Source organism: Leisingera sp. CC-HEC096, assembly GCF_059429235.1.
Map to the genome: position 1 here is coordinate 1499554 of NZ_JCAIJS010000001.1, position 20097 is coordinate 1519650.

18 protein-coding genes are annotated in these 20097 nt (G+C 64.2%); 9 read left to right on the forward strand and 9 right to left on the reverse strand.

All coding sequences use genetic code 11. The features are described from left to right. Positions 1-5 precede the first annotated feature (5 nt). The gene (locus AC5STI_RS07365) at positions 6-1166 is read right to left on the reverse strand and encodes an isovaleryl-CoA dehydrogenase (protein WP_495446205.1); all 1161 of its coding nucleotides are present in this window, start codon (positions 1164-1166) and stop codon (positions 6-8) included. Between the two features lie 156 nt (positions 1167-1322). Next, positions 1323-1976, reverse strand: a complete 654-nt coding sequence (locus AC5STI_RS07370) for a DUF1236 domain-containing protein (protein ID WP_495446206.1) — start codon at positions 1974-1976, stop codon at positions 1323-1325. Between the two features lie 168 nt (positions 1977-2144). Between AC5STI_RS07370 and AC5STI_RS07375 the strand changes: the two genes are divergently transcribed. Further along, entirely contained in the window at positions 2145-2603 is a 459-nt protein-coding gene (locus AC5STI_RS07375) for a CreA family protein (protein ID WP_495446207.1), read from the forward strand. Here AC5STI_RS07375 and AC5STI_RS07380 read toward each other — a convergent pair. Both AC5STI_RS07380 and AC5STI_RS07385 read right to left on the reverse strand, forming a co-directional pair. Continuing rightward, positions 2591-3784 (reverse strand): DegT/DnrJ/EryC1/StrS family aminotransferase, encoded by a 1194-nt coding sequence (locus AC5STI_RS07380; RefSeq protein ID WP_495446208.1) that lies wholly within the window; start codon positions 3782-3784, stop codon positions 2591-2593. The genes AC5STI_RS07375 and AC5STI_RS07380 overlap by 13 nt on opposite strands. Before the next feature lie 79 nt (positions 3785-3863). Further along, complete coding sequence (locus AC5STI_RS07385) at positions 3864-4526, reverse strand: HAD-IA family hydrolase (RefSeq protein ID WP_495446209.1); 663 nt, start codon at positions 4524-4526, stop codon at positions 3864-3866. Between the two features lie 131 nt (positions 4527-4657). Between AC5STI_RS07385 and glmU the strand changes: the two genes are divergently transcribed. From glmU to AC5STI_RS07400, 3 genes are read left to right on the forward strand one after another with little or no spacing between them, the layout of a single operon-like run. Next, on the forward strand, positions 4658-6013 hold the full coding sequence (glmU, locus tag AC5STI_RS07390) for a bifunctional UDP-N-acetylglucosamine diphosphorylase/glucosamine-1-phosphate N-acetyltransferase GlmU (protein ID WP_495446210.1): 1356 nt from the start codon (positions 4658-4660) through the stop codon (positions 6011-6013). Next, a complete protein-coding gene (glmS, locus tag AC5STI_RS07395; protein WP_490399285.1) occupies positions 6013-7833 on the forward strand; it encodes a glutamine--fructose-6-phosphate transaminase (isomerizing) in 1821 nt (606 codons plus the stop codon). Before glmU ends, glmS begins: the two co-directional genes overlap by 1 nt. A gap of 5 nt (positions 7834-7838) precedes the next feature. Continuing rightward, positions 7839-8522: a DNA alkylation repair protein gene (locus tag AC5STI_RS07400; RefSeq protein WP_495446211.1), complete on the forward strand. Its 684-nt coding sequence runs from the start codon at positions 7839-7841 to the stop codon at positions 8520-8522. Between the two features lie 57 nt (positions 8523-8579). Here the strand turns inward: AC5STI_RS07400 and AC5STI_RS07405 are convergent, their stop codons facing one another. Then, positions 8580-9029, reverse strand: a complete 450-nt coding sequence (locus tag AC5STI_RS07405; protein WP_495446212.1) for a hypothetical protein — start codon at positions 9027-9029, stop codon at positions 8580-8582. A gap of 90 nt (positions 9030-9119) precedes the next feature. On the opposite strand from AC5STI_RS07405, the gene moaA reads away from it, so the two are divergent. The 5 genes from moaA (at position 9120) to AC5STI_RS07430 (ending at position 14167) form a co-directional block, all read left to right on the forward strand. Next, the gene (gene moaA, locus AC5STI_RS07410; RefSeq protein ID WP_495446213.1) at positions 9120-10130 is read left to right on the forward strand and encodes a GTP 3',8-cyclase MoaA; all 1011 of its coding nucleotides are present in this window, start codon (positions 9120-9122) and stop codon (positions 10128-10130) included. 2 nt (positions 10131-10132) lie between these two features. Beyond that, complete coding sequence (locus AC5STI_RS07415) at positions 10133-11443, forward strand: 3-deoxy-D-manno-octulosonic acid transferase (RefSeq protein WP_495446214.1); 1311 nt, start codon at positions 10133-10135, stop codon at positions 11441-11443. Then, positions 11443-12501, forward strand: coding sequence for a glycosyltransferase family 4 protein (locus tag AC5STI_RS07420; protein ID WP_495446215.1), 1059 nt, complete (start codon positions 11443-11445; stop codon positions 12499-12501). Before AC5STI_RS07415 ends, AC5STI_RS07420 begins: the two co-directional genes overlap by 1 nt. 233 nt (positions 12502-12734) lie before the next feature. Continuing rightward, positions 12735-13730, forward strand: coding sequence for an ABC transporter ATP-binding protein (locus tag AC5STI_RS07425; RefSeq protein WP_495446216.1), 996 nt, complete (start codon positions 12735-12737; stop codon positions 13728-13730). After that, complete coding sequence (locus AC5STI_RS07430) at positions 13727-14167, forward strand: c-type cytochrome (protein WP_490399298.1); 441 nt, start codon at positions 13727-13729, stop codon at positions 14165-14167. The genes AC5STI_RS07425 and AC5STI_RS07430 overlap by 4 nt, the downstream gene beginning before the upstream one ends. 326 nt (positions 14168-14493) lie before the next feature. Here the strand turns inward: AC5STI_RS07430 and AC5STI_RS07435 are convergent, their stop codons facing one another. The 4 genes from AC5STI_RS07435 to AC5STI_RS07450 all read right to left on the reverse strand — a co-directional run bounded on the left by AC5STI_RS07435 (position 14494) and on the right by AC5STI_RS07450 (position 20050). Next, on the reverse strand, positions 14494-15657 hold the full coding sequence (locus AC5STI_RS07435; RefSeq protein ID WP_495446217.1) for a M20 aminoacylase family protein: 1164 nt from the start codon (positions 15655-15657) through the stop codon (positions 14494-14496). Positions 15658-15690: 33 nt separating this feature from the next. Further along, positions 15691-16857: a M20 aminoacylase family protein gene (locus tag AC5STI_RS07440; protein WP_495446218.1), complete on the reverse strand. Its 1167-nt coding sequence runs from the start codon at positions 16855-16857 to the stop codon at positions 15691-15693. Between the two features lie 201 nt (positions 16858-17058). Beyond that, entirely contained in the window at positions 17059-18225 is a 1167-nt protein-coding gene (gene argE / locus AC5STI_RS07445; RefSeq protein ID WP_495446219.1) for an acetylornithine deacetylase, read from the reverse strand. A gap of 4 nt (positions 18226-18229) precedes the next feature. Next, positions 18230-20050: an ABC transporter ATP-binding protein gene (locus tag AC5STI_RS07450; protein ID WP_495446220.1), complete on the reverse strand. Its 1821-nt coding sequence runs from the start codon at positions 20048-20050 to the stop codon at positions 18230-18232. Positions 20051-20097: the final 47 nt, after the last annotated feature.

Consider the following 20097-nt stretch of genomic DNA (forward strand, 5'->3'; position numbering starts at 1 on the left):
CGTTTCTACATGGTGCCCATCAGCTCGCGGCCGATCAGCATCCGGCGGATTTCGCTGGTGCCGGCGCCGATTTCCATCAGCTTGGCATCGCGGAAGATCCGGCCCACCGGGTTGTCGGACAGGTAGCCCGCGCCGCCAAAGGCCTGCACCGCCTGATGCGCCTGGGTCATCGCCACCTCGGAGGCATAGAGGCAGCAAGCCGCCGCATCCTGGCGCGTCACGGTGCCCTTGTCGCAGGACTTGGCGACCTCATAGACATAAGCCCGCGCCGAGTTCATCGCGGTGTACATGTCGGCGATCTTGGCCTGCATCAGCTGGAAGTTCCCGATCGGCTGGCCGAACTGCTTGCGCTCCGCCATGTAGGGCATCATCTCGTCCATGCAGGACGCCATGATGCCGGTGCCGATGCCTGCCAGCACGACGCGTTCATAATCCAGGCCGGACATCAGAACGCGCACGCCCTTGCCCTCTTCGCCCAAGATGTTGTCGAACGGGACTTCCACATCTTCAAATACCAGCTCTGCGGTGTTTGAGCCGCGCATCCCCAGCTTGTCGAAATGCTTGGAGGTGGAGAAGCCCTTCATCTCCTTTTCGATCAGGAAAGCGGTGATGCCCTTGGAGCCAGCCTCAGGATCGGTCTTGGCGTAGACCACCAGCGTATCGGCGTCGGGGCCGTTGGTGATCCAGTACTTGTTGCCGTTGAGGCGGAAGTGGTCGTTACGCTTTTCGGCGCGCAAGCTCATGGACACCACGTCGGAGCCCGCCCCTGCCTCGGACATCGCCAGCGCGCCAACGTGCTCGCCGGAGATCAGCCGGGGCAGGTATTTCTGCTTCTGCTCGGCGTTGCCGTTCAGCTTGATCTGATTGACGCACAGGTTGGAATGCGCGCCGTAGGACAGCGACACCGAGGCCGAGGCCCGGGCGATTTCCTCAACCGCGACTGTGTGGGCCAGATAGGACATGCCCGCGCCGCCGAATTCTTCCGGCACTGTGATGCCTAGCAGGCCCAGCTCGCCCATCTCCTGCCACAGATCGGCAGGGAATTCGTTGTTCTGGTCGATCTCCTGCGCCATCGGCTTGACGCGGTCCTGCGCCCAGCGGTGAACCACATCGCGCAGCGCGTTCACGTCCTCACCAAGATCGAAAGTCATGCTTGCGTTGAACATCCCGCAGATCCTCCAGGGCAGAGCCGATTATATGAACAGTTGTTCAATTCAATAGAGGAGGCCTCGATTCGGGTCAATCATGTTCCTTCGCCGACGGCGCGAACGGCAACGGGCGGCCCGCCAGGGACCGCCCGCACTCAGCCGCATCAGACTGGATCAGCGCACCACATAGACCACCGTGCGGTTATCGGCCTCAACCAGCACAGGCAGGCCGTTCAGGTAGACATAGCGGTATTCGGAATCCGGAACCGCGGTCAGCTGCACTTCTTCCGGGATCATCACGCCGGTCACCACTTCACCCTGCACGTAAACCGGATCGGTGGCATTGCTGCGCACATAGGACACGACCTTCTCATCCGGCACCGCAGCTTCGCCAGCGGCTGCGCCCGCAATCGCCCCGGCCACAACACCGGCAGGGCCAGCGATCAGACCGCCGGTGATAGCACCGCCAAGCGCCCCCATCGGCGCATCGGCTTCACCGGTGTTTTCATAAGTCACGGTGGTGACTTCGACAGGGCTGTCCTTGGCGACGACCGGAATGTATTTCTCGGTGACGGTGGCGGTCAGATACTCGCCATATGCCCAGCCTTCGGAACCGTCATAACCGACTTTGCACCAGTTGCTTTGCTCCAGGCAGCCGTCCAGTTTGACGGCACCGTCCTTGGAAATCACACCGATGATCTCATGCTGCGGCCCGGGACCAGCGCGCAGGTTCAGGTCGGTCACGGCCTGCACTTGGGCGCCGGCCCATACCGGTGCAGCCAGCAGGGCCAGGGCAGATGCGGTCAGGGCGCGTTTCGGCGTAAACATGATAGTCTCCTCTCTTCCATATCGATATTCCGGCGCCTCAACGCGCCGTTGAGCAGGAGTAACGCCACCCTCGGAAAAAGGTTCCATGGATCCTTTTCCCGCAACTGCGCGTAGGTATTGCATAAAGGGAGCAGAAACCGCCCCGCACAATAGAATCAGGAGATTTCCATGAAGTGTTTAAACCGCGCCCTGGCTGCCGCATTCTGCCTGCTGGGCCTGCCCGCCGCCGCCGAGGAGATCGGCCAGATCGGGGTCGACTGGGTCGGCAATGACATCGTGATCGAGGCAATCTCAGACCCCAAGGTCGAAGGCGTGACCTGCCACATCGCCTATTTCGAACGCGGGCTGATCGACCGGCTTTCCAAGGGAAACTGGTTCGAGGATCCGTCAAACGCGTCGCTGGCCTGCCGCCAGACCGGTCCGGTCACGCTGGGCGATATCGACCGCAGCGATGACGGCGAGGACGTGTTCCGGGAGTCCCGCTCCATCATCCTCAAGTCGCTGCGGGTCAAACGCCTGTTCGATGAGAAAAATCAGACGCTGATCTATGTCGCCCACGCGGCTGAGCTGACGGATGGCTCCGCCAAGGTCTCGATCTCGACTGTGCCGCTTTATCAGCCCGACTGATAGACGGCGGAAACCTCCGCCCGGATGATGCGGGCGATCTGGGCGCAGTCCTCCAAGCTGAAGGTCAGCGGCACCCGCATGTCGATGATGCCCGCCAGGACCCGGTCGCTTTGCGGCAGCCGCGGGGTGTCAGCATAGCGCCAGCTGTCATAGCGGGAGGTGAAGGCCACCGGCTCTGGCGTGCCGAACCATTTCAGCTCCACCCCGCGGGCGGCACAGCGGCGGACGGCCTCCTGCACCGCCTCCTCGCTCCAGTCCAGCAGCAGAAACTGGATGGAAGAGCCAACATAGACCTCCTGCGCGGGCCGCTCCACGACCGTCAGGCCCGGCGTGCCGCGCAGGCCCTCTTCGAGCTTGCGGTAGCGCTCGTTCCAGCGCGCCACCTGGGCGTCAAGATCACGCAGCTGCGGCCGCAGGATGGCGGCGCGCAGGTTGTCCATCCGGCCTGAGATGTTGGGCGTCTCGTATTTCACCCGCTCGAACACCTCCGGCCCCGGCGCGGCCAAGTGGCGGCCGTAGAGCATGTAGGACCCAGACAGCATGATGGCGCGGGCCGCGATTTCCTCATCATCGGTGACAAGCAGACCGCCCTCGCCCGAATTCACATGCTTGTAGGTCTGGCAGGAGTAGCAGCCCACCGCGCCGTGGCGGCCCGACAGCACCCCGTTCCAGGAAGCGCCCATGGTGTGGGCGCAATCCTCGATCACGGTGATGCCTGCCGCGTCGCAGATTTCCATCAGCCGGTCCATGTCGCACAGATGCCCGCGCATATGCGACAGCATCAGCACTTTGGACTGGTCCGCCTTGGCCGCCAGATCGTCGAGATCGATGGTCAGATCTTCGGTCACCTCGACGAACACCGGTTCCGCCCCGACAGAGGCAATCGACCCCGGCACCGGCGCCAGAGTGAAGGCGTTGGTTAGCACCTTGTCGCCCGGCTTCACCCCAACCGCCCGCAGCGATGTGGCCAGCGCATAACCGCCGGAGGCCACCGCCAGGCAGTATTTCGCGCCCATCTGCGCTGCGAATTCCTGTTCCAGCAGCGCGGTCTCCCCCGCCTCGCCCTCTGCCACATTGTAGCGGTGCAGCCGTCCGTGGCGGAGCACCGCCAGAGCGGCCTCGATGGCATCTTCAGGAATGGCTTCTTGCTGGGTGAAGGACCCGGTAAATGTCTCGCTCATGCTGCGTTTGTGAGCCGCCGCCCGCGATGCGTCAAGTGCGAACGCCTGGGGATGATTTTCCCGAAACTAAGTTGCGGGATCACGCAATCAGACGGTCCGCGACTTCCAGCAGGTCTTCAAAACGGTGCAGCAACGCCTCAGGGTTCAAGGCGCCCATGTCATCGCCCGAGGGGCCAAAGGTCACCAGCACTGACGGCACGCCAGCCGCCGCGGACGTCTTGCGGTCGGTGTCGCTGTCGCCCACCAGCAAAGTCCGGGCCGGATCGCCGCCTGCGCGCCTTGCGGCCTCCAGCAGCGGTTCCGGGTCGGGCTTGCGCACCGGCAGCGTGTCGGCCCCGATCAGCGACGCGAAGGCGTCCCGCACACCAAGACTGCGCATGAGCTGATCCGCCAGCGCCTCAGGCTTATTGGTGCAGATACCAACACCAAAGCCCGCGGACTTCAGCGCCTCCACCGCCGCCATGGCGCCGGGGTACAGCACGGTGTGGCGGTCGATCGCGTCGCGGTAGGCCTCCAGCAGCACCGGGTAGAACTCATCCACCGTCGCCTGGTCGAACTGCCCCGCCCGTTTCAGGCCCTCGGTCAGCATCATCCGGCCGCCGCGCAGTGCAACGCCTGCATCTTCAGGATGGCTCAGCACATCGCCCAAGCCCATCTGCCGGAAGCAGAAGTTGGCCGCCGCCAGCAGATCGCCCGACGTGTCCGCCAGCGTACCGTCCAGATCGAAGATCACCGTTCGCATATCCTGCCCTTTCGGCACATTTCCGCCGCCGCATGTTGCAGCCCGCAACCTTGTTTGATGGCGCTATCCCTTGCGCCCCGCCCCTCAGCGGATAAAACGGAAGTGCTAAAAAGACAAAGAGAAAAGCGATTATGAGCATTGCCCTTGTCATCCTGGCGGCCGGAAAAGGCACGCGGATGAACTCTGACCTCCCCAAAGTTCTGCACCCGATCGCACAGGCGCCGATGCTGGAGCACGCCATGGCCGCAGGCCGCGCGCTGGCGCCGGAGCGCACCATCATCGTGGCGGGCCACGGGGCCGAGGCAGTGCGCGAAGCGGTGGCAGGCATCGACGAAGAAGCCGAGGTTGTACTGCAGGAAGAACAGCTGGGCACGGCGCACGCCGTGGACCAGGCCCGCGCCGCGCTGGAGGGTTTTGAGGGCGATGCGGTGGTGCTCTATGGCGACACCCCCTTTGTCAGCGCCGAAACGCTGGAGCGCATGGTCGAGGCCCGCCAGCGCGCCGATCTGGTGATCCTGGGGTTCGAGGCCGCCGATCCCGGCCGCTATGGCCGTCTGGTGATGGAGGGCGACAGCCTGGAGCGGATCGTCGAGTTCAAGGATGCCAGCGCCGCTGAGCGCGCCATCAGCTTCTGCAACTCCGGGCTGATGGCCTGCGACGCGCAGCTGATGTTCGATCTGATCGCCAAAGTGGGCAATGAAAACGCTTCTGGCGAATACTACCTGACCGATCTGGTGGAGCTGGCCCGGCGCGACGACAAAAACGTTACCGCAGTCTCTTGTGACGAGACCGAAACGCTGGGCGTCAACTCCCGCGCCGAGCTGGCGCAAGCGGACGCGCTGTTCCAGGCCCGCGCCCGGGCGGAACTGCTGGACCTGGGCGTCACCCTGATGGCGCCGGAAACCGTCTACCTCGCCTTTGATACCTTTATCGGCCGCGACACTGTGATCGAACCCAATGTGGTGTTCGGCCCCGGCGTCACGGTGGAAAGCGGTGCGCTGATCCGCGCCTTCTCGCACCTGGAGGGATGCCACGTCAGCCGCGGCGCCAAAGTCGGGCCCTATGCCCGCTTGCGGCCCGGCGCGGAGCTTGCCGAAAACACACACATCGGCAACTTCGTCGAAATCAAGAACGCCGGGATTGCCGAAGGTGCCAAGGTAAACCACCTTAGCTATATCGGCGACGCTTCTGTCGGCGAGGCAACGAACATTGGCGCAGGGACGATTACCTGCAACTATGACGGGGTGATGAAGCACCGCACCGAGATCGGCGCCCGCACCTTTATCGGGTCGAACACCATGCTGGTGGCCCCGGTCAGGGTCGGTTCCGAGGCTATGACGGCGACTGGCGCCATCGTCACAAAAAATGTCGAAGACGGCGACCTGGCCATTGGCCGCGCTGAGCAAACCAACAAACCCGGCCGCGCGCGCAAGCTGATGGATATGCTGCGCGCCAAGAAGGCCCGCCTGCAGAAGGAAGCCAAGTAATGTGCGGAATTGTCGGCGTACTGGGAAATCACGAGGCCGCCCCGATCCTGGTCGAGGCGCTCAAGCGGCTGGAATACCGCGGCTATGACAGCGCGGGCATCGCCACCGTGAACAACGGGGATCTGCGCCGCCGCCGCGCGGTGGGCAAGCTGGTGAACCTCTCCGACCTCCTGGTGCATGAGCCGCTGGCTGGTAAATCCGGTATCGGCCACACCCGCTGGGCCACCCATGGCGCGCCGTCCGTCAGCAACGCCCACCCGCACCGCGCTGGTGCCGTCGCAGTGGTGCACAACGGTATCATCGAGAACTACAAGGAGCTGCGTGCAGAGCTGCTGAACTGCGGCATGGAGTTCCGCACCGAGACCGACACCGAGACCGTCGCGCTGATGACAGAGCGCTATCTGAAAGAGGGGCACACCCCCGTTGATGCGGCCTTCAAGACGCTGGACCAGCTGGAGGGCGCCTTTGCGCTGGCATTCCTGTTCGACGGCGAGGAAGACCTGATCATCGCCGCCCGCAAGGGCTCTCCGCTGGCCATCGGCCATGGCGACGGCGAGATGTTCGTAGGCTCCGACGCCATTGCCCTGGCGCCGCTCACTGACCGGATCACTTATCTGGAAGAAGGCGACCGCGCTGTCGTTACCCGCGCGGGTGCGGAAATCCGCAACGTGCACGGCGATCTGGTGAACCGCGAAACCAAAACCATCCAGATCGACGCCACCCAGGTCGACAAGGCCGGCCACAAGCACTTTATGGCCAAGGAAATCGCCGAACAGCCGCATGTGATCGCCGAGGCAATCCGCCACTATCTGCCGGTCGAGGAAAATGCGGTGCGCCTGCCTGGCGAGGTGGATTTCTCGCAGGTGGAACGGCTGACCATGGTAGCGTGCGGCACGGCCTATTACGCGTGCGTCACCGCCAAATACTGGTTCGAGCAGATAGCCAGGATGCCGGTCGAGGTCGATATAGCCTCGGAATTCCGCTACCGCGAACCTCCGATCCCGGGCAAGACACTTGCCCTGTTCGTCTCCCAATCAGGCGAAACCGCCGATACCCTGGCCGCTCTGCGCTACTGCCAGGAAAAGGCAGACAAGATCCTGTCGGTCGTGAACGTCCCCGAAAGCTCCATCGCGCGGGAAAGCGATGTGGCATTGCCCATCTATGCCGGCCCTGAGATCGGTGTCGCCTCCACAAAGGCCTTCACCTGCCAGCTGACGGTGCTGCTGGCGCTGGCGCTCAAGGCCGCCTGCGACCGCGGCCATCTGAGCGCTGAGGAAATGGCGGATTATGCAACCGCTGTCCGCGGCCTGCCGAACGTGCTGTCCTCGGCGCTTGAGCAGAATGAGGCGATCCGCCTGGCGGCGCAAAAGGTCAGCGAAGCCCGCGACGTGCTGTTCCTCGGCCGCGGCCTGATGTACCCGCTGGCGCTGGAAGGCGCACTGAAGCTTAAGGAAATCAGCTATATCCACGCCGAAGCTTATGCCTCCGGCGAGCTGAAACACGGCCCAATTGCGCTGATCGACAAGAACATGCCGGTTGTTGTCCTGACCCCAAAAGACACGCTGTTCGACAAATCCGTCTCCAACATGCAGGAGGTGCTGGCGCGCAAGGGCAAGGTGCTGATGATCTCCGATCAGGACGGCATTGACGAGGCCGGCGATGACGTCTGGTGCGCCATCCGGATGCCGCGCATCAAGGAGGCGCTGAGCCCGATCCTTTATGCCATTCCCGCCCAGCTGTTGGCCTATCACACCGCGGTCGCCAAAGGCACCGATGTGGACCAGCCGCGCAACCTGGCGAAATCGGTGACGGTGGAGTGACCGGCGTGACACTGCAGGAGGCGCTGGCGCAGCTCAAAGGCCAGGCTGAACCCGGCCGGGCGGAGCAGATGGCCGCTTACCATAAGCAGACCCGCGAAGTATTGGGGGTGCCCAACCCGGCCACCAATGACCTGACCAAGGCCTGGCGGCAGACCCTGGACATTGCCGAGCGTGTCTCTCTGGCGCGGGCGATGTGGGAAACCGACATCTTTGAGGCCCGCATCGCCGCCGCCAAGCTGCTGACCCAGGCCCGTATCAAGGATGACCAAGCGGCTTGGGAACTGCTGCAATCCTGGGTGCCGGAGTTCGACAGCTGGGCGATTGCCGATCACGCCTGTTCCGCCATCTCAAAGCGGCTGCTGGCGGATCCTGCCCGGCTGGATACCGTGGAGAGCTGGTCGCAATCGGAGCATATGTGGACCCGCCGCGCCGCCCTTGTGTCCACCCTGCCGTGGGCCAAGATGAACAACTTGAAACCGGCGGATCAGGCGCGGCGCGAGCGCATCCTCGGCTGGGCAGCTGCTTACGTGCCGGACCGGGACTGGTTCATTCAAAAGGCCATCGGATGGTGGCTGCGCGACCTCAGCAAGCATGACGCCGCGCGCACCCGCGTCTTTCTGGAAGCGCATGGCGCCGGAATGAAAGCCTTTGCCCGCAAGGAAGCGGCGAAGTACTTGAAAGACGTTTAAGGCGGCCAAGGCACCGCTCCAAGAGGGCGGGCGCTTCCCCCGTCAGCGGAACAAGACTCAGCCCGCGGGCAGCACCTGAACCTCGGCCAGCTCGGTCAGCGGCAGGCCCAAGGCCCGCATCGCGCTGATCGACAGGCGGCTGCCGCCCGACTCCGCGCCCGGGATCGGTTTCAATGTCACAACCGCCTGCGTGTTGCGGCTGGTCCGGATCAGCGCCTGCTGCTCGGCCGCAACCAGCGGGGTTTCCATCCACATGCCCGGAACCGAGGGGTCGCCAAGCGACGCGACAGTGGTCGCCGAGCCGCGGAACGACGGTGCGGAGGACCCCGCAGGTGCTGCCGGATCCGCCTCTGCCACATCAATGCCGGGCGCGGGCTGCAGCACCGGGTCCTGGGGCGCCGCTGCCGCCGGCGCGCTTTGCCCGTCCAGAATAGAAGAATTCAGCTGGATCCCGTCGCAGGCCGCCAGCAAGGAAATCGAAGTAAGGGAAAGAATTGTCATACGCATGGGCAAACCCTAGCTATCCGCGAAACTCTTTGCCAGTCACAAAAGCTGTCCCCCCTTGCCGCGGGCGGTGCCCCGCTTTACCTAGAGTGCATGACGGCTCCGCTTATTGATCCCTTCGCCCGCGCAATCACTTACCTGCGTGTCTCGGTCACCGACCGCTGCGATTTCCGCTGCGTTTACTGCATGTCGGAGAACATGACCTTCCTGCCCAAGAAGGACCTGCTGACGCTGGAGGAGCTGGACCGGCTCTGTTCCACCTTCATCCGCCTGGGCGTCGAGAAGCTCAGGATCACCGGCGGCGAGCCGCTGGTGCGGCGCGGCATCATGACCTTTTTCCAGGCGATGAGCCGCCATTTGGAAACCGGTGCGCTGAAGGAGCTGACGCTGACCACCAACGGCTCGCAGCTGGTGAAATACGCCGATGACCTCTATGCCGCCGGGGTGCGCCGGGTGAATATCTCGCTCGACACGCTGGACGAACAGAAATTCGCGGATGTCACCCGTTGGGGCCGCCTGCCGCAGGTGCTGAAGGGCATTGATGCGGCGCAAAAGGCGGGCCTGCGTGTCAAGATCAACAGCGTTGCCCTGAAAGGCTTCAACGAGGAAGAACTGCCCGCCATCACCCGCTGGTGCGCCGAACGGGACATGGACCTCACCTGGATCGAGGTGATGCCGATGGGCGAGGACATCGGCAACATGGAACGGATCGGCCAGTACTGGTCCCTCGAAGACGTGCGTGCGGAATACGAAAACCACTACACTGTCACCGATTTGGCCGAGCGCACCGGCGGCCCGGCCCGCTATGTCCGGCTGGAGGAAACCGGCCAGAAGATCGGGTTCATCACCCCGCTGTCCCATAACTTCTGCGAAAGCTGCAACCGGGTGCGCGTAACTTGCACCGGCGAGATCTACACCTGCCTCGGCCAGGAGGGTAAAGCCGACCTGCGCGCGCCCCTGCGCGCCAACGAGGAAGGCACCGGCGTGCTGGAGGCTGCCATCCGCGCCGCCATCGGCGACAAGCCGCGCGGCCATGATTTCGACTACTCGCGGCAGGAAGTCGGCGGCAAGATGACCCGCCACATGAGCCACACCGGCGGCTGACCATGTCGGGGGACACGCCTGCGCGGCCGACGCTGCTCTATTCCCTTTATTGCGGCGCCAGCGCGCTGATTGCCCCTTTTGCTTGGCGCAAGGTCGCGGCCAAGCTGCGCGGTTACGGCCTGCCGGAAGAGCGCGTGCGCGAACGCCTCGGCCATGCCTCCCTGCCCCGCCCGGCCGGACGGCTGGTGTGGTTCCATGCCGCCTCGGTCGGCGAAAGCCTGTCGGTGCTGACCCTGATCAAGCGCATGGGAGAAACTGCGCCGGATGCAGAATTCCTGATTACCTCCGGCACCCCCACCTCCGCCGAGCTGATCGCCAAACGAATGCCGCCGCGCTGCCGCCACCAGTTCCCGCCGCTGGACACCGCTGCCGCCGTGGACCGCTTCCTGGCCCACTGGCGCCCGGATCTGGGGGTGTTTGTCGAGAGCGAACTGTGGCCGCAGATGCTGGTGCGCGCCCGTAAGGCAGGCTGCCCGCTGGTGCTGCTGAACGCGCGGCTGTCGGACAAATCGGTCGAAGGCTGGAGGAAGCGCGCGGACACCGCGCGGTTCATCCTCGATCAATTTGCTCTGCTGGTCACCCAGAACCAGAAGACGGCTGCGAACCTCCAAGCGATGGGCGCCGCCCCGGATCGCATCCGTCCCGGCAGCAACCTCAAGGCTGTATCTGCTCCGCTGCCAGTCGATCAGGACACCCTCGCCAAGGTGCGCGGCAGCATTGGCGAGCGCCCTGTCTGGGTCGCGTCATCCACCCATGACGGCGAGGAAGAGACTGTACTGGAAGCGCATCAGGCGCTGCTCAGACAGCACCCGGATCTGTGCCTTCTGCTGGCCCCCCGCCACCCGGAACGCGGGGATAAGGTGGAAGCTCTGGTGAAAGCCGCCGGCCTCAGCTGCGCACGGCGCAGCAAGGGCGTTCTGCCGGGGACCCAAACCCAAGTCTATCTGGCCGACACGCTGGGGGAGGTCGGCACCTGGTACGCGCTGTGCCCGCTTGTGTTCCTGGGCGGGTCATTGCGCGAGATCGGCGGCCACAACCCGTTTGAGCCGATGCAGGCAGGCGCCGCCGTGATCACCGGCACCGGGCATTACAATTTCGCCGAGACCTACGCCGAGCTGACCGCCCTTGGCGCCGCAGCGGAGGTGAGATCGGCTGCAGAATTGGCAGACCAGGTTACCGGGTGGCTGGATAAGCCGGACGTATTTCAGACCGCACGCAATGCCGCCGGGCAGTTCATCTCCCAGCAATCGGATCAATTGGACAAGACGGTGGACGCCCTGCTGGCGCTTCTGCCCGCAGAACGGAGGCCATGATGGCACAGGTTGACGCCAATAAGGTGGAAGTCATCGCGCCGAACTTCAAACGCCGCCTCTCCGGCGTGACCTCGACCATCGTGCGGCTGGTGCCGCTGCAGCGCCAGCATATCGCCATAGCCACCGCAGGCAGCGGTCTGCCCGGCGAGATGCCGAATCTGTCGGCGGCACAGCTTGTTTTCATGAACCGCAACGGCCCTGCAGGCGCCCGCGTCTGGCACGCCCGGCGCAACGTTGAGATGCTGGGCGGGCTGGCGCTCAAATACCTTTTGGGCAAGCGGCTGAAACTGTTGTTCACCTCCGCCTCGCAGCGGCATCATTCGGACTATACCAAGTGGCTGATCTCGCAGATGGACCGGGTGATCGCCACCTCGGCCAAGGGCGCGGCCTATCTGGAGAAGCCGGTGCAGGTGGTGCATCACGGGATCAATACCGAGGAATTCACCCCGCCCGCCGACAAACCCGCGCTGCGGCGCGAACTGGGTCTGCCGGAGGACGCCATCCTGATCGGCTGCTATGGCCGCATCAGGGCGCAGAAAGGCACCGATGTTTTCGTCGACGCCATGCTGCAGGTTCTGAAATCACACCCCGAGGCCGTGGGACTGGTGATGGGCCGCGCCACCGAAAAACACGTTGCGTTTGAGAAAGAACTGCGCGCCAAGGTCGAGGCGGCGGGCCTGTCCGAGCGCCTGCTGTTCCCGCCCGAAGTGCCGGTCTGGGAGGTTTCCCGCTGGTACCAGGCGCTGGACCTCTACGTGGCGCCGCAGCGCTGGGAGGGCTTTGGCCTCACCCCGCTCGAAGCCATGTCCTGCGGCGTGCCGGCCGTGGCCACCCGTGTCGGCGCCTTCGAAGAACTTATAGCACCGCGCGAGACCGGACTATTGATCGACCCGGGCGAGACCACGCAGATGGTCGAGGCCATCCATGAGGTGCTCTCCGCCGAAGGCCGGCTGGCTAAGTGGTCAGAGGCCGCCCGCAAACACGCCGTAACCAATTTCGCGCTGGAGAAAGAGGCGGAAACGCTCGTCACCATCTACCGTGAGCTGCTGGAGCACTAGCTCCCGCCTCTTCGTCTTGCTGAAAACGCCTGCCGTGCGGGTTTGGCCAAGGTCCCGGTGCCCGTGGGTATTCGATAAAGGGGCCGGCAATGCAGCGCGCAGCAAAGGCGGCATGGCTGCTGCGCAGGCGCTTACAAGCGGCGGCGGCAGCTGATCCCGCTGCCAATGGAGTGGACGGTGGCATTTGGGCAGGTCTTCCGCGTCACATCCTGCGCGTGACAGGGCGGCGGCAGATGGTCCTGGTTCTGCTCAGCCTGACCGCGATGCCGATCCTTTATCTGACCCTGGAACTGCCCAAGCAGATCGTGAACCGGGTCTTCGAAGGCGGAGACGCCGCGGTTCCGGTCCTGGGCTTCGAGGTTTCGCAGGTCACGCTGCTGTTTCTGCTCTGCGGCGCCTATCTGGCGGCCATTATGCTCAACGGTCTCAACAAATACTGGCTGAACATCCGCAAGGGCCGGGTTGCCGAAAGCTTTGTGCGCCGGCTGCGGCTGGCCGTCTACCGCCAGTGGCGGCGGGATCCTCCCGCGGAGCGCCAGCCGGCCATCATGCCGGTTCTTGGCCCCGAGGTTGAACCAGTCGGCGGCTTTGCCTCGGAACTGCTGACCGTCCCGCTGCTGCAGGGCGGGACACTGGCGACAATCCTTCTGTTCATGTTCGTGCAGGACCCCATTCTGGCCGCCGCAGCCCTGACGGTGCTGCCCCTGCAGCTGATCATCGTGCCGAAGCTGCAGCGGCGTGTGAATGCAGTGTCCCGCAAACGAATCCGCGAGATGCGCCTGCTTGGTGAGAACCTGGACAGGGACATGCGGGCTTCGGGGCGGGGCGCGCTGCCGGTTGCGCGCAGTTTCCGGCAACTGCAGGACCTGCGCCTGCAAATCCACCGGCTTAAGTTTCTGGCCAAGGCAATCAACAACTTCCTGACCGCCCTCACCCCGTTCCTGTTCTATTCCTTGGGCGGCTATTTCGTGCTGCAGGAACGGGTCTCGCTGGGCGCGCTGGTGGCGATGCTGTCAGCGCACAAGGAGTTCTCCTCTCCGCTGAAGGATCTGTTCCGCTTCTACCAGCAAAGCGAGGACGTGCGGATCCGCTATCAGGAGATCCGCGCCTTCGCATCCCGCTCCGGCCGGGTGACTGAACCGGCGCTTGCGGCATGCCGTCGTCGATATGAACGCAACCCCGCCTTCGGCGGCAACTCATTCACCAATGAAAGAAAGAGCCCTTCATGAACAAAAACCTAGCCATACTGGCTGCCGCTGCCGTGGCAGCGGCGTCAGCCTACGTTATCTACAGTAGTAGCGGCATCAACGACGCAACCGGGCAACGCTCCGTTCTGGAGCCCGGCGCCCCCCTCGCCGCGGTCCAGCTTCCGCCAGACTTGAGCGAGGCCGCGACAATCGGCAAGCGTGCCTTCGACGCCGCCTGTGCCGAGTGCCACGGGGACAACGCTGCAGGCCGCAACGGCATGGGGCCGCCACTGGTCCACAAGATCTATGAGCCCTCGCACCACGGCGACGCCGCCTTTTTGCTGGCCGTCCGCAACGGCGTGCAAGCCCATCACTGGGGTTTCGGCCACATGCCGCCCCAGCACGGGCTGACCGATGGCGACGTCAAGGGCATCACCCGGTATGTGCGGGAGCTGCAGCGGGCAAATGACATAGATTAACCCGGGCGCGCAAAGCAGTCTCGCGGAGACGGAGCTTCATGGGTGGACTTCTCCGGCTTTTGCGGAGGGTGTCTTTCCCTGCCGTGAGGAAAACAGCGTTCGGGCGGCTGACATGCGTGGCTGGCGGCAAGATACTTCGCGAACGCGTGCCGGGCATTCCCCAAGGAAGGCTGCGCGACAGCAGCTCCCGGAACGGCCCTCCGGGAACCAGCCTCCGCTACCCTCTTGGAGCAGCCACAAGCAGCAGTGCCGCAGAGATATTCCTAAGCGGTGAATTCAGCCGAAGGGTCAGGAAGGGGGCAGACCGCCCCCTCCCCCTGCCCCGGTCAGGCCGCCGGCATCCGCTGCTCGACGATTTCCGCCCACCAGCTGCAGCCCGCGGGAATGGCGTCGTCGTTGAAGTTATACTCCGGGTGATGGACCATCGCGGTGTCGCCGTTGCCCATCAGGATATAGGCGCCGGGGCGCTCTTCGAGCATGAAGGCGAAATCCTCTCCACCCATCACCAGCGGCGCGTCCTCGCAAGAGCCGGAGACGCTGGCCGCCACCTTGGCGGCAAATTCGGTCTGCTCCTCATGGTTCACCATCACCGGATAACCGCGGTGATAGGTGACATCGGCAGTGCCGCCAAAAGTCGCCGCGATCCCGGTGCAGACCTCGTTGATCCGCTTCTCGGCCAGGTCGCGCATCTCCTTGGACATAGTGCGCACGGTGCCCTTGATCTGCACCTTCTGCGGGATCACGTTGAACGCCTTGGAGGATGTCTCGAAAGACGTCACCGAGACCACAATCTGATGCACCGGATCGGCATTGCGCGAGGCGATGGTTTGCAGCGCCAGCACCGCTTGGGCCGCCAGAACGGTTGTGTCGACGGTCTCATGCGGCTTGGCAGCATGTCCGCCGCGGCCCTCAAAGGTGATGTCGAACTGGTCGGTTGCAGCAAAGAACGATCCCGGGCGGATGGCAAAGGAACCCAGCGGCTGGCCCGGCCAGTTGTGCAGGCCATAAACCTCCTGCACACCCCAGCGGTCCATCAGACCGTCGTCGCACATCACCTTGGCGCCGCCGCCGCCTTCCTCGGCGGGCTGGAAGATTACCACCACGGTGCCGTCGAAATTGCGGGTCTCCGACAGGTACTTGGCCGCGCCCAGCAGCATCGCGGTGTGGCCGTCATGGCCGCAGGCATGCATCGCGCCGGGGGTCTTGGAGGCATAGTCCAGGCCGGTCTGCTCATGGATCGGCAGCGCGTCCATGTCGGCGCGCAGGCCGATCACCTTGCCGGAGGTATCCGCCTTGCCCTTGATCACGCCCACCACGCCGGTGCGGCCGATGCCGGTCACCACCTCGTCGCAGCCGAACTCCTGCAGCTTCTCCGCCACCATCGCGCTGGTGCGGTGGGTTTCGAACAGGATTTCCGGGTTTTCGTGGATGTCACGGCGCCAGGCGGTGATTTCATCCTGCAGTTCGGCAAAGCGGTTCTTGACCGGCATTTCTCACTCCTTAGGTTGTCTTTCCCCGCAGCCTCAGGCCGCGGGCATTCTTCGTTCCACCAGCTCGGCAAACCAGCTGCATCCCAGCGGGATCGCTTCGTCGTCAAAGACATAGGCCGGGTGGTGGCACATCTGGGTGTCGCCGTTGCCGAGGAAGATATAGGCGCCGGGGCGCTGCTCCAGCATGTAGGAGAAATCCTCGGACGGCATGATCGGCGGGGTTTCGGCATTGACCTTGGCAGAGACCGCCTGCGCTGCCTCAACCGCATGGGCGGTGCCGTTTTCATCATTGATCGTAACCGGATAACCGGGATCCCATTCGACCTCGGCCGTGGCACCAAAGGCGGCTGCGGTGCTTTCGGCAACCCGGCGCACCCAGTCCTCGGCTTGGGCCCGGTATTCCGGGTCCAGCGTGCGGACGGTGCCCTGCAGTTTGGCGGTATGGGCGATCACGTTCGACGCCGTGCTGTCAGTCTCAAAGGTGCCGACGGTCAGCACCACCCGCTTCACCGGATCCACGTTGCGTGAAACGATCGAGTGCAGCGAGACCACGATCTGTGAAGCCGCCAGCGTCGTATCAATCGCCTCATGCGGGGCGGCGGCGTGGCCGCCCTTGCCGGTGACGGTAATGGTGAACTCATCCGAGGAGGCCATCAGCGGGCCCGGGCGGATGGCGAATTCGCCGACCGGCAGGCCCGGCATGTTGTGCAGGCCATAGACCTCCTGAATACCCCAGCGGTCCATCAGACCGTCGTCGCACATCGCCTTGCCGCCCGCGCCGCCTTCCTCGGCCGGCTGGAAGATCAGAACGGCCTTGCCGTCGAAATTCCGTGTCTCTGCAAGGTATTTAGCGGCGCCCAGCAGGATCGAGGTGTGGCCGTCATGGCCGCAGGCGTGCATCACGCCGGGCGTCTTGGAGGCATAGTCCACCCCCGAAGCCTCGGGGATCGGAAGCGCGTCCATATCGGCGCGCAGGCCGATGGCCCGGCCCGAGGTGTTGGTCTTGCCCTCGATCACCGCGACCACACCGGTCTGGCCCACGCCGGTGGTGATATCGGTGATGCCGAACTCCTTGAGCCGTTCCACCACAAAGGCGGCGGTCTGGTGCACCTCGTACATCAGTTCGGGGTTCTCGTGCAGGTGATGGCGCCAGGCCGTGATCTCCTGGTGCATCTCGGCAAAGCGGTTCTTGGCCGGCATTTTCCCCTCCCCTTTTCCGTTTCAGGTTCCGTTGCGGCAGACTGTCCGCGAAAAAACTTAGCTTCGCAAGTATCCGGTCCCGCCGGGGCGCGGCGGAACCCGCCAAAGCGGGGGTGACATGCGTGCACCCCCAGTGCACCTTCTGTGCACCCCCTTGGCATCAATCTGCGCATCATGCGTCCGGTTTCAAGGTGCCGCAGCCTAGGCCCGCAGCTTCCCGACCAGCGCGCGCATGAACGCGTGGCCCGCGTTGAACTGCGCCACGGTGATGTACTCGTTGGGCTGATGAGCCTGGGCGATGTCACCGGGACCGCAGATCACCGCGGAGTAGCCCGCCTGCTGGAACTGGCCCGCCTCGGTGCCGTAGCTTACCACATGGGAGCCGTTGTCGCCGGTCAAAGCGCGGACCAGGCCCTCTGCCTCGCCGTCCTGTTCCGGCACCAGACCGGGGACGTCGAAATGCTTGGACACGTCAATGCGGGCCTCCGGGTGGATGGCCTGCATCTCTGCCTCTACCTCGCGCAGCTTGGCGATATAGGCGGCTTCCCAATCGGCGGCGTTTTCGCCCGGCACCACCCGGAAATCCATCATGAAGCGGCAGTCCTTGGCGGTGATGTTGTGGGCGGTGCCGCCCTCGATCATGCCGACGTGGCAGGTGGTCCAGGGCGGAGTGAACATCGCCTGCACCTCGCCTGGCTCCTTGGCCATGTTCCGAGCGTTCTGCTGGTTGGCCCAGTCGATCAGCCGGGCGCCCTGCATGATGGCGCTGACGCCGGTGTGCATGAGCGAGGAATGCACCTCGAAGCCGACCAGATGGGTGGCATAGCCGGTGCCGCCCTTGTGGCCGGTCACCGCCTTCATCATAGAAGGCTCCCCGACAATCACGGCGGAGCCTTTGGGCAGCACGGGCTGCATGGCTTCGATCATCGGCGGCGCGCCGGTGCAGCCGATCTCCTCGTCAAAGCTCAGCGCCAGCTGCAGCGGGCGTTTGACACCTTGCTCATGCGCCTCGACCAGCGCCCAGATGGCGAGCGCATCAAAGCCCTTCATGTCGCAGGTGCCGCGGCCGAAGTATTTGCCGTCCTTCTCCACCACCGTGAAGGGATCGGTGTCCCAAGGCTGGCCGTCCACTGGCACCACGTCGGTATGGCCGGAAAGCACAACAGCCCCCTCCTCCATCGGTCCCGCGTGGGCAAAGACGGCGGCTTTGTGCGGCTGCTCCGGGTCCACCCAGCGGTGGCTTTCGATACCGCGGGAGGCCAAGTATTCCTGTACCCAGTCCACCAGCGGTAGATTGGTGTCCCGGCTCACCGTCGGGAAGGAGACCAGCTTTTGCATGATCTCCAGCGGCGTCAGCTTGGCAGCCATGTATTCAGTATCCGCTGTCGGTGGTCAGCACGAAATGGCCGGGCTCCAGCTCCAGGTATTCCGACGGTTCCGGCTCATAGCCCACTTCGTGGATCGGCGACGGGATCGGCTTGAAGTTCAGCTCCTTCTCCGACTTCCGCTGGCGCGGGTCGGCGATCGGAACCGCCTTCATCAGCGCCTGGGTATAGGCATGCAGCGGATTCTCGAATACGCGGTCGCGCGGGCCGATTTCGACGATGCGGCCCAGGTACATGACGCCGACCTGATGGCTGACCCGCTCCACCACCGCCATGTCGTGGCTGATGAACAGGAACGACAGGCCCAGTTCCGCCTGCAGCTCCATCATCAGGTTCAGGACCTGCGCCTGCACCGAAACGTCGAGCGCCGAGACGGCCTCGTCCGCGACAATCAGCTTGGGGTTCAGGGCGAGCGCGCGGGCAATGGCGATCCGCTGGCGCTGGCCGCCGGACATTTCGTGCGGGTAGCGGCGCATGAAGCTGCGCGGCAGGTGGACCCGGTCAAACAGGCTGGCAACGCGGTCGTGCAGTTCGGAACCGGAGGCCAGGCCGTAGTTGCGGAGCGGTTCTGCCACCTGGTCCATCAGCTGCATCTGCGGGTTCAGGGAGGCAAAAGGATCCTGGAAGATCATCTGCATGTCCTGGCGCGCCTTGTGCATTTCGGACGAGCTGAACTTAAGAACGTCGCGTCCCTCAAAATTCACCTTGCCTGACTGCGGCTCGACCAGCCGCAGGATCGAGCGGCCGGCCGAGGACTTGCCGCAGCCGGATTCGCCCACCAGCGACAGGGTCTGGCCCTTGAAGACTTTGAAGGAAACGTCTTCGACGGCGTGCACGTTGGAGATGGTGCGGCGCAGGAGGCCGCCCTTGACCGGGAAGCGGGTGGTCAGGTTCTGCACGTCCAGCAGCACCTCGTCGGTGCCCTTGATCGGCTCGATCTTCTGGTCCTCGACCCCCATCAGCTTCATCGGCTCAGGGTACTGCTTGCCGCGCATCTCGCCCAGCTTCGGCACCGCCGCCAGCAATGCCTTGGTGTAGTCGTGCTTGGGGTTCTCGAAGATCTCCGCGACCGGGCCTTCCTCGACCTTGTTTCCGCGGAACATGACCACCACGCGGTCGGCCATCTGGGCGACCACCGCCATGTCGTGGGTGATGAACATCACCGCCGTTCCCGTCTCGCGCTTCAAGCGGTCCATCAGCGCCAGGATCTCGGCCTGGATGGTGACGTCCAGCGCGGTTGTGGGCTCGTCGGCGATCAAGAGCCGAGGTTCGCAGGCCATTGCCATGGCGATCACCACCCGCTGGCGCATGCCGCCCGACAGTTCATGGGGGTACTGTTTCAGGCGGCGCTCTGGCTCGGGGATGCGGACCTGGCGCAGCAGCTCCAGCGCGCGCTCCTCAGCCTGGGACTGGGACATGTTCTTGTGGATGCGCAGACCTTCGGTCAGCTGGCGGCCAACGGTGAACACCGGGTTCAGCGCCGTCATCGGCTCCTGGAAGATCATGCCGATCTCATTGCCGCGAATCTGCTTCATCATCTCCTGCTCGGAGGTGGCGAGGTTGGTCTCGCCGCCCTCGCGGCGGTTGAACAGCAGCTCGCCGCCCGCGATTTCGCCGCCGCCGAACTCCACCAGACGCATCAGCGACAGCGAGGAGACCGATTTACCGGAACCGGATTCACCAACGATACAAACGGTTTCGCCCGGGCTTACATCAAAGGAGACATTCTCGACACCGACAACCGGACCGTCCTTGGTCTGGAACTCCACGCGCAGATTTCGAATGGACGCAATTGCGTTGTCGAGCATGACGGCTTCCCTATCTTTCATTCCCCGGGCCAGCCACAGATGACGGC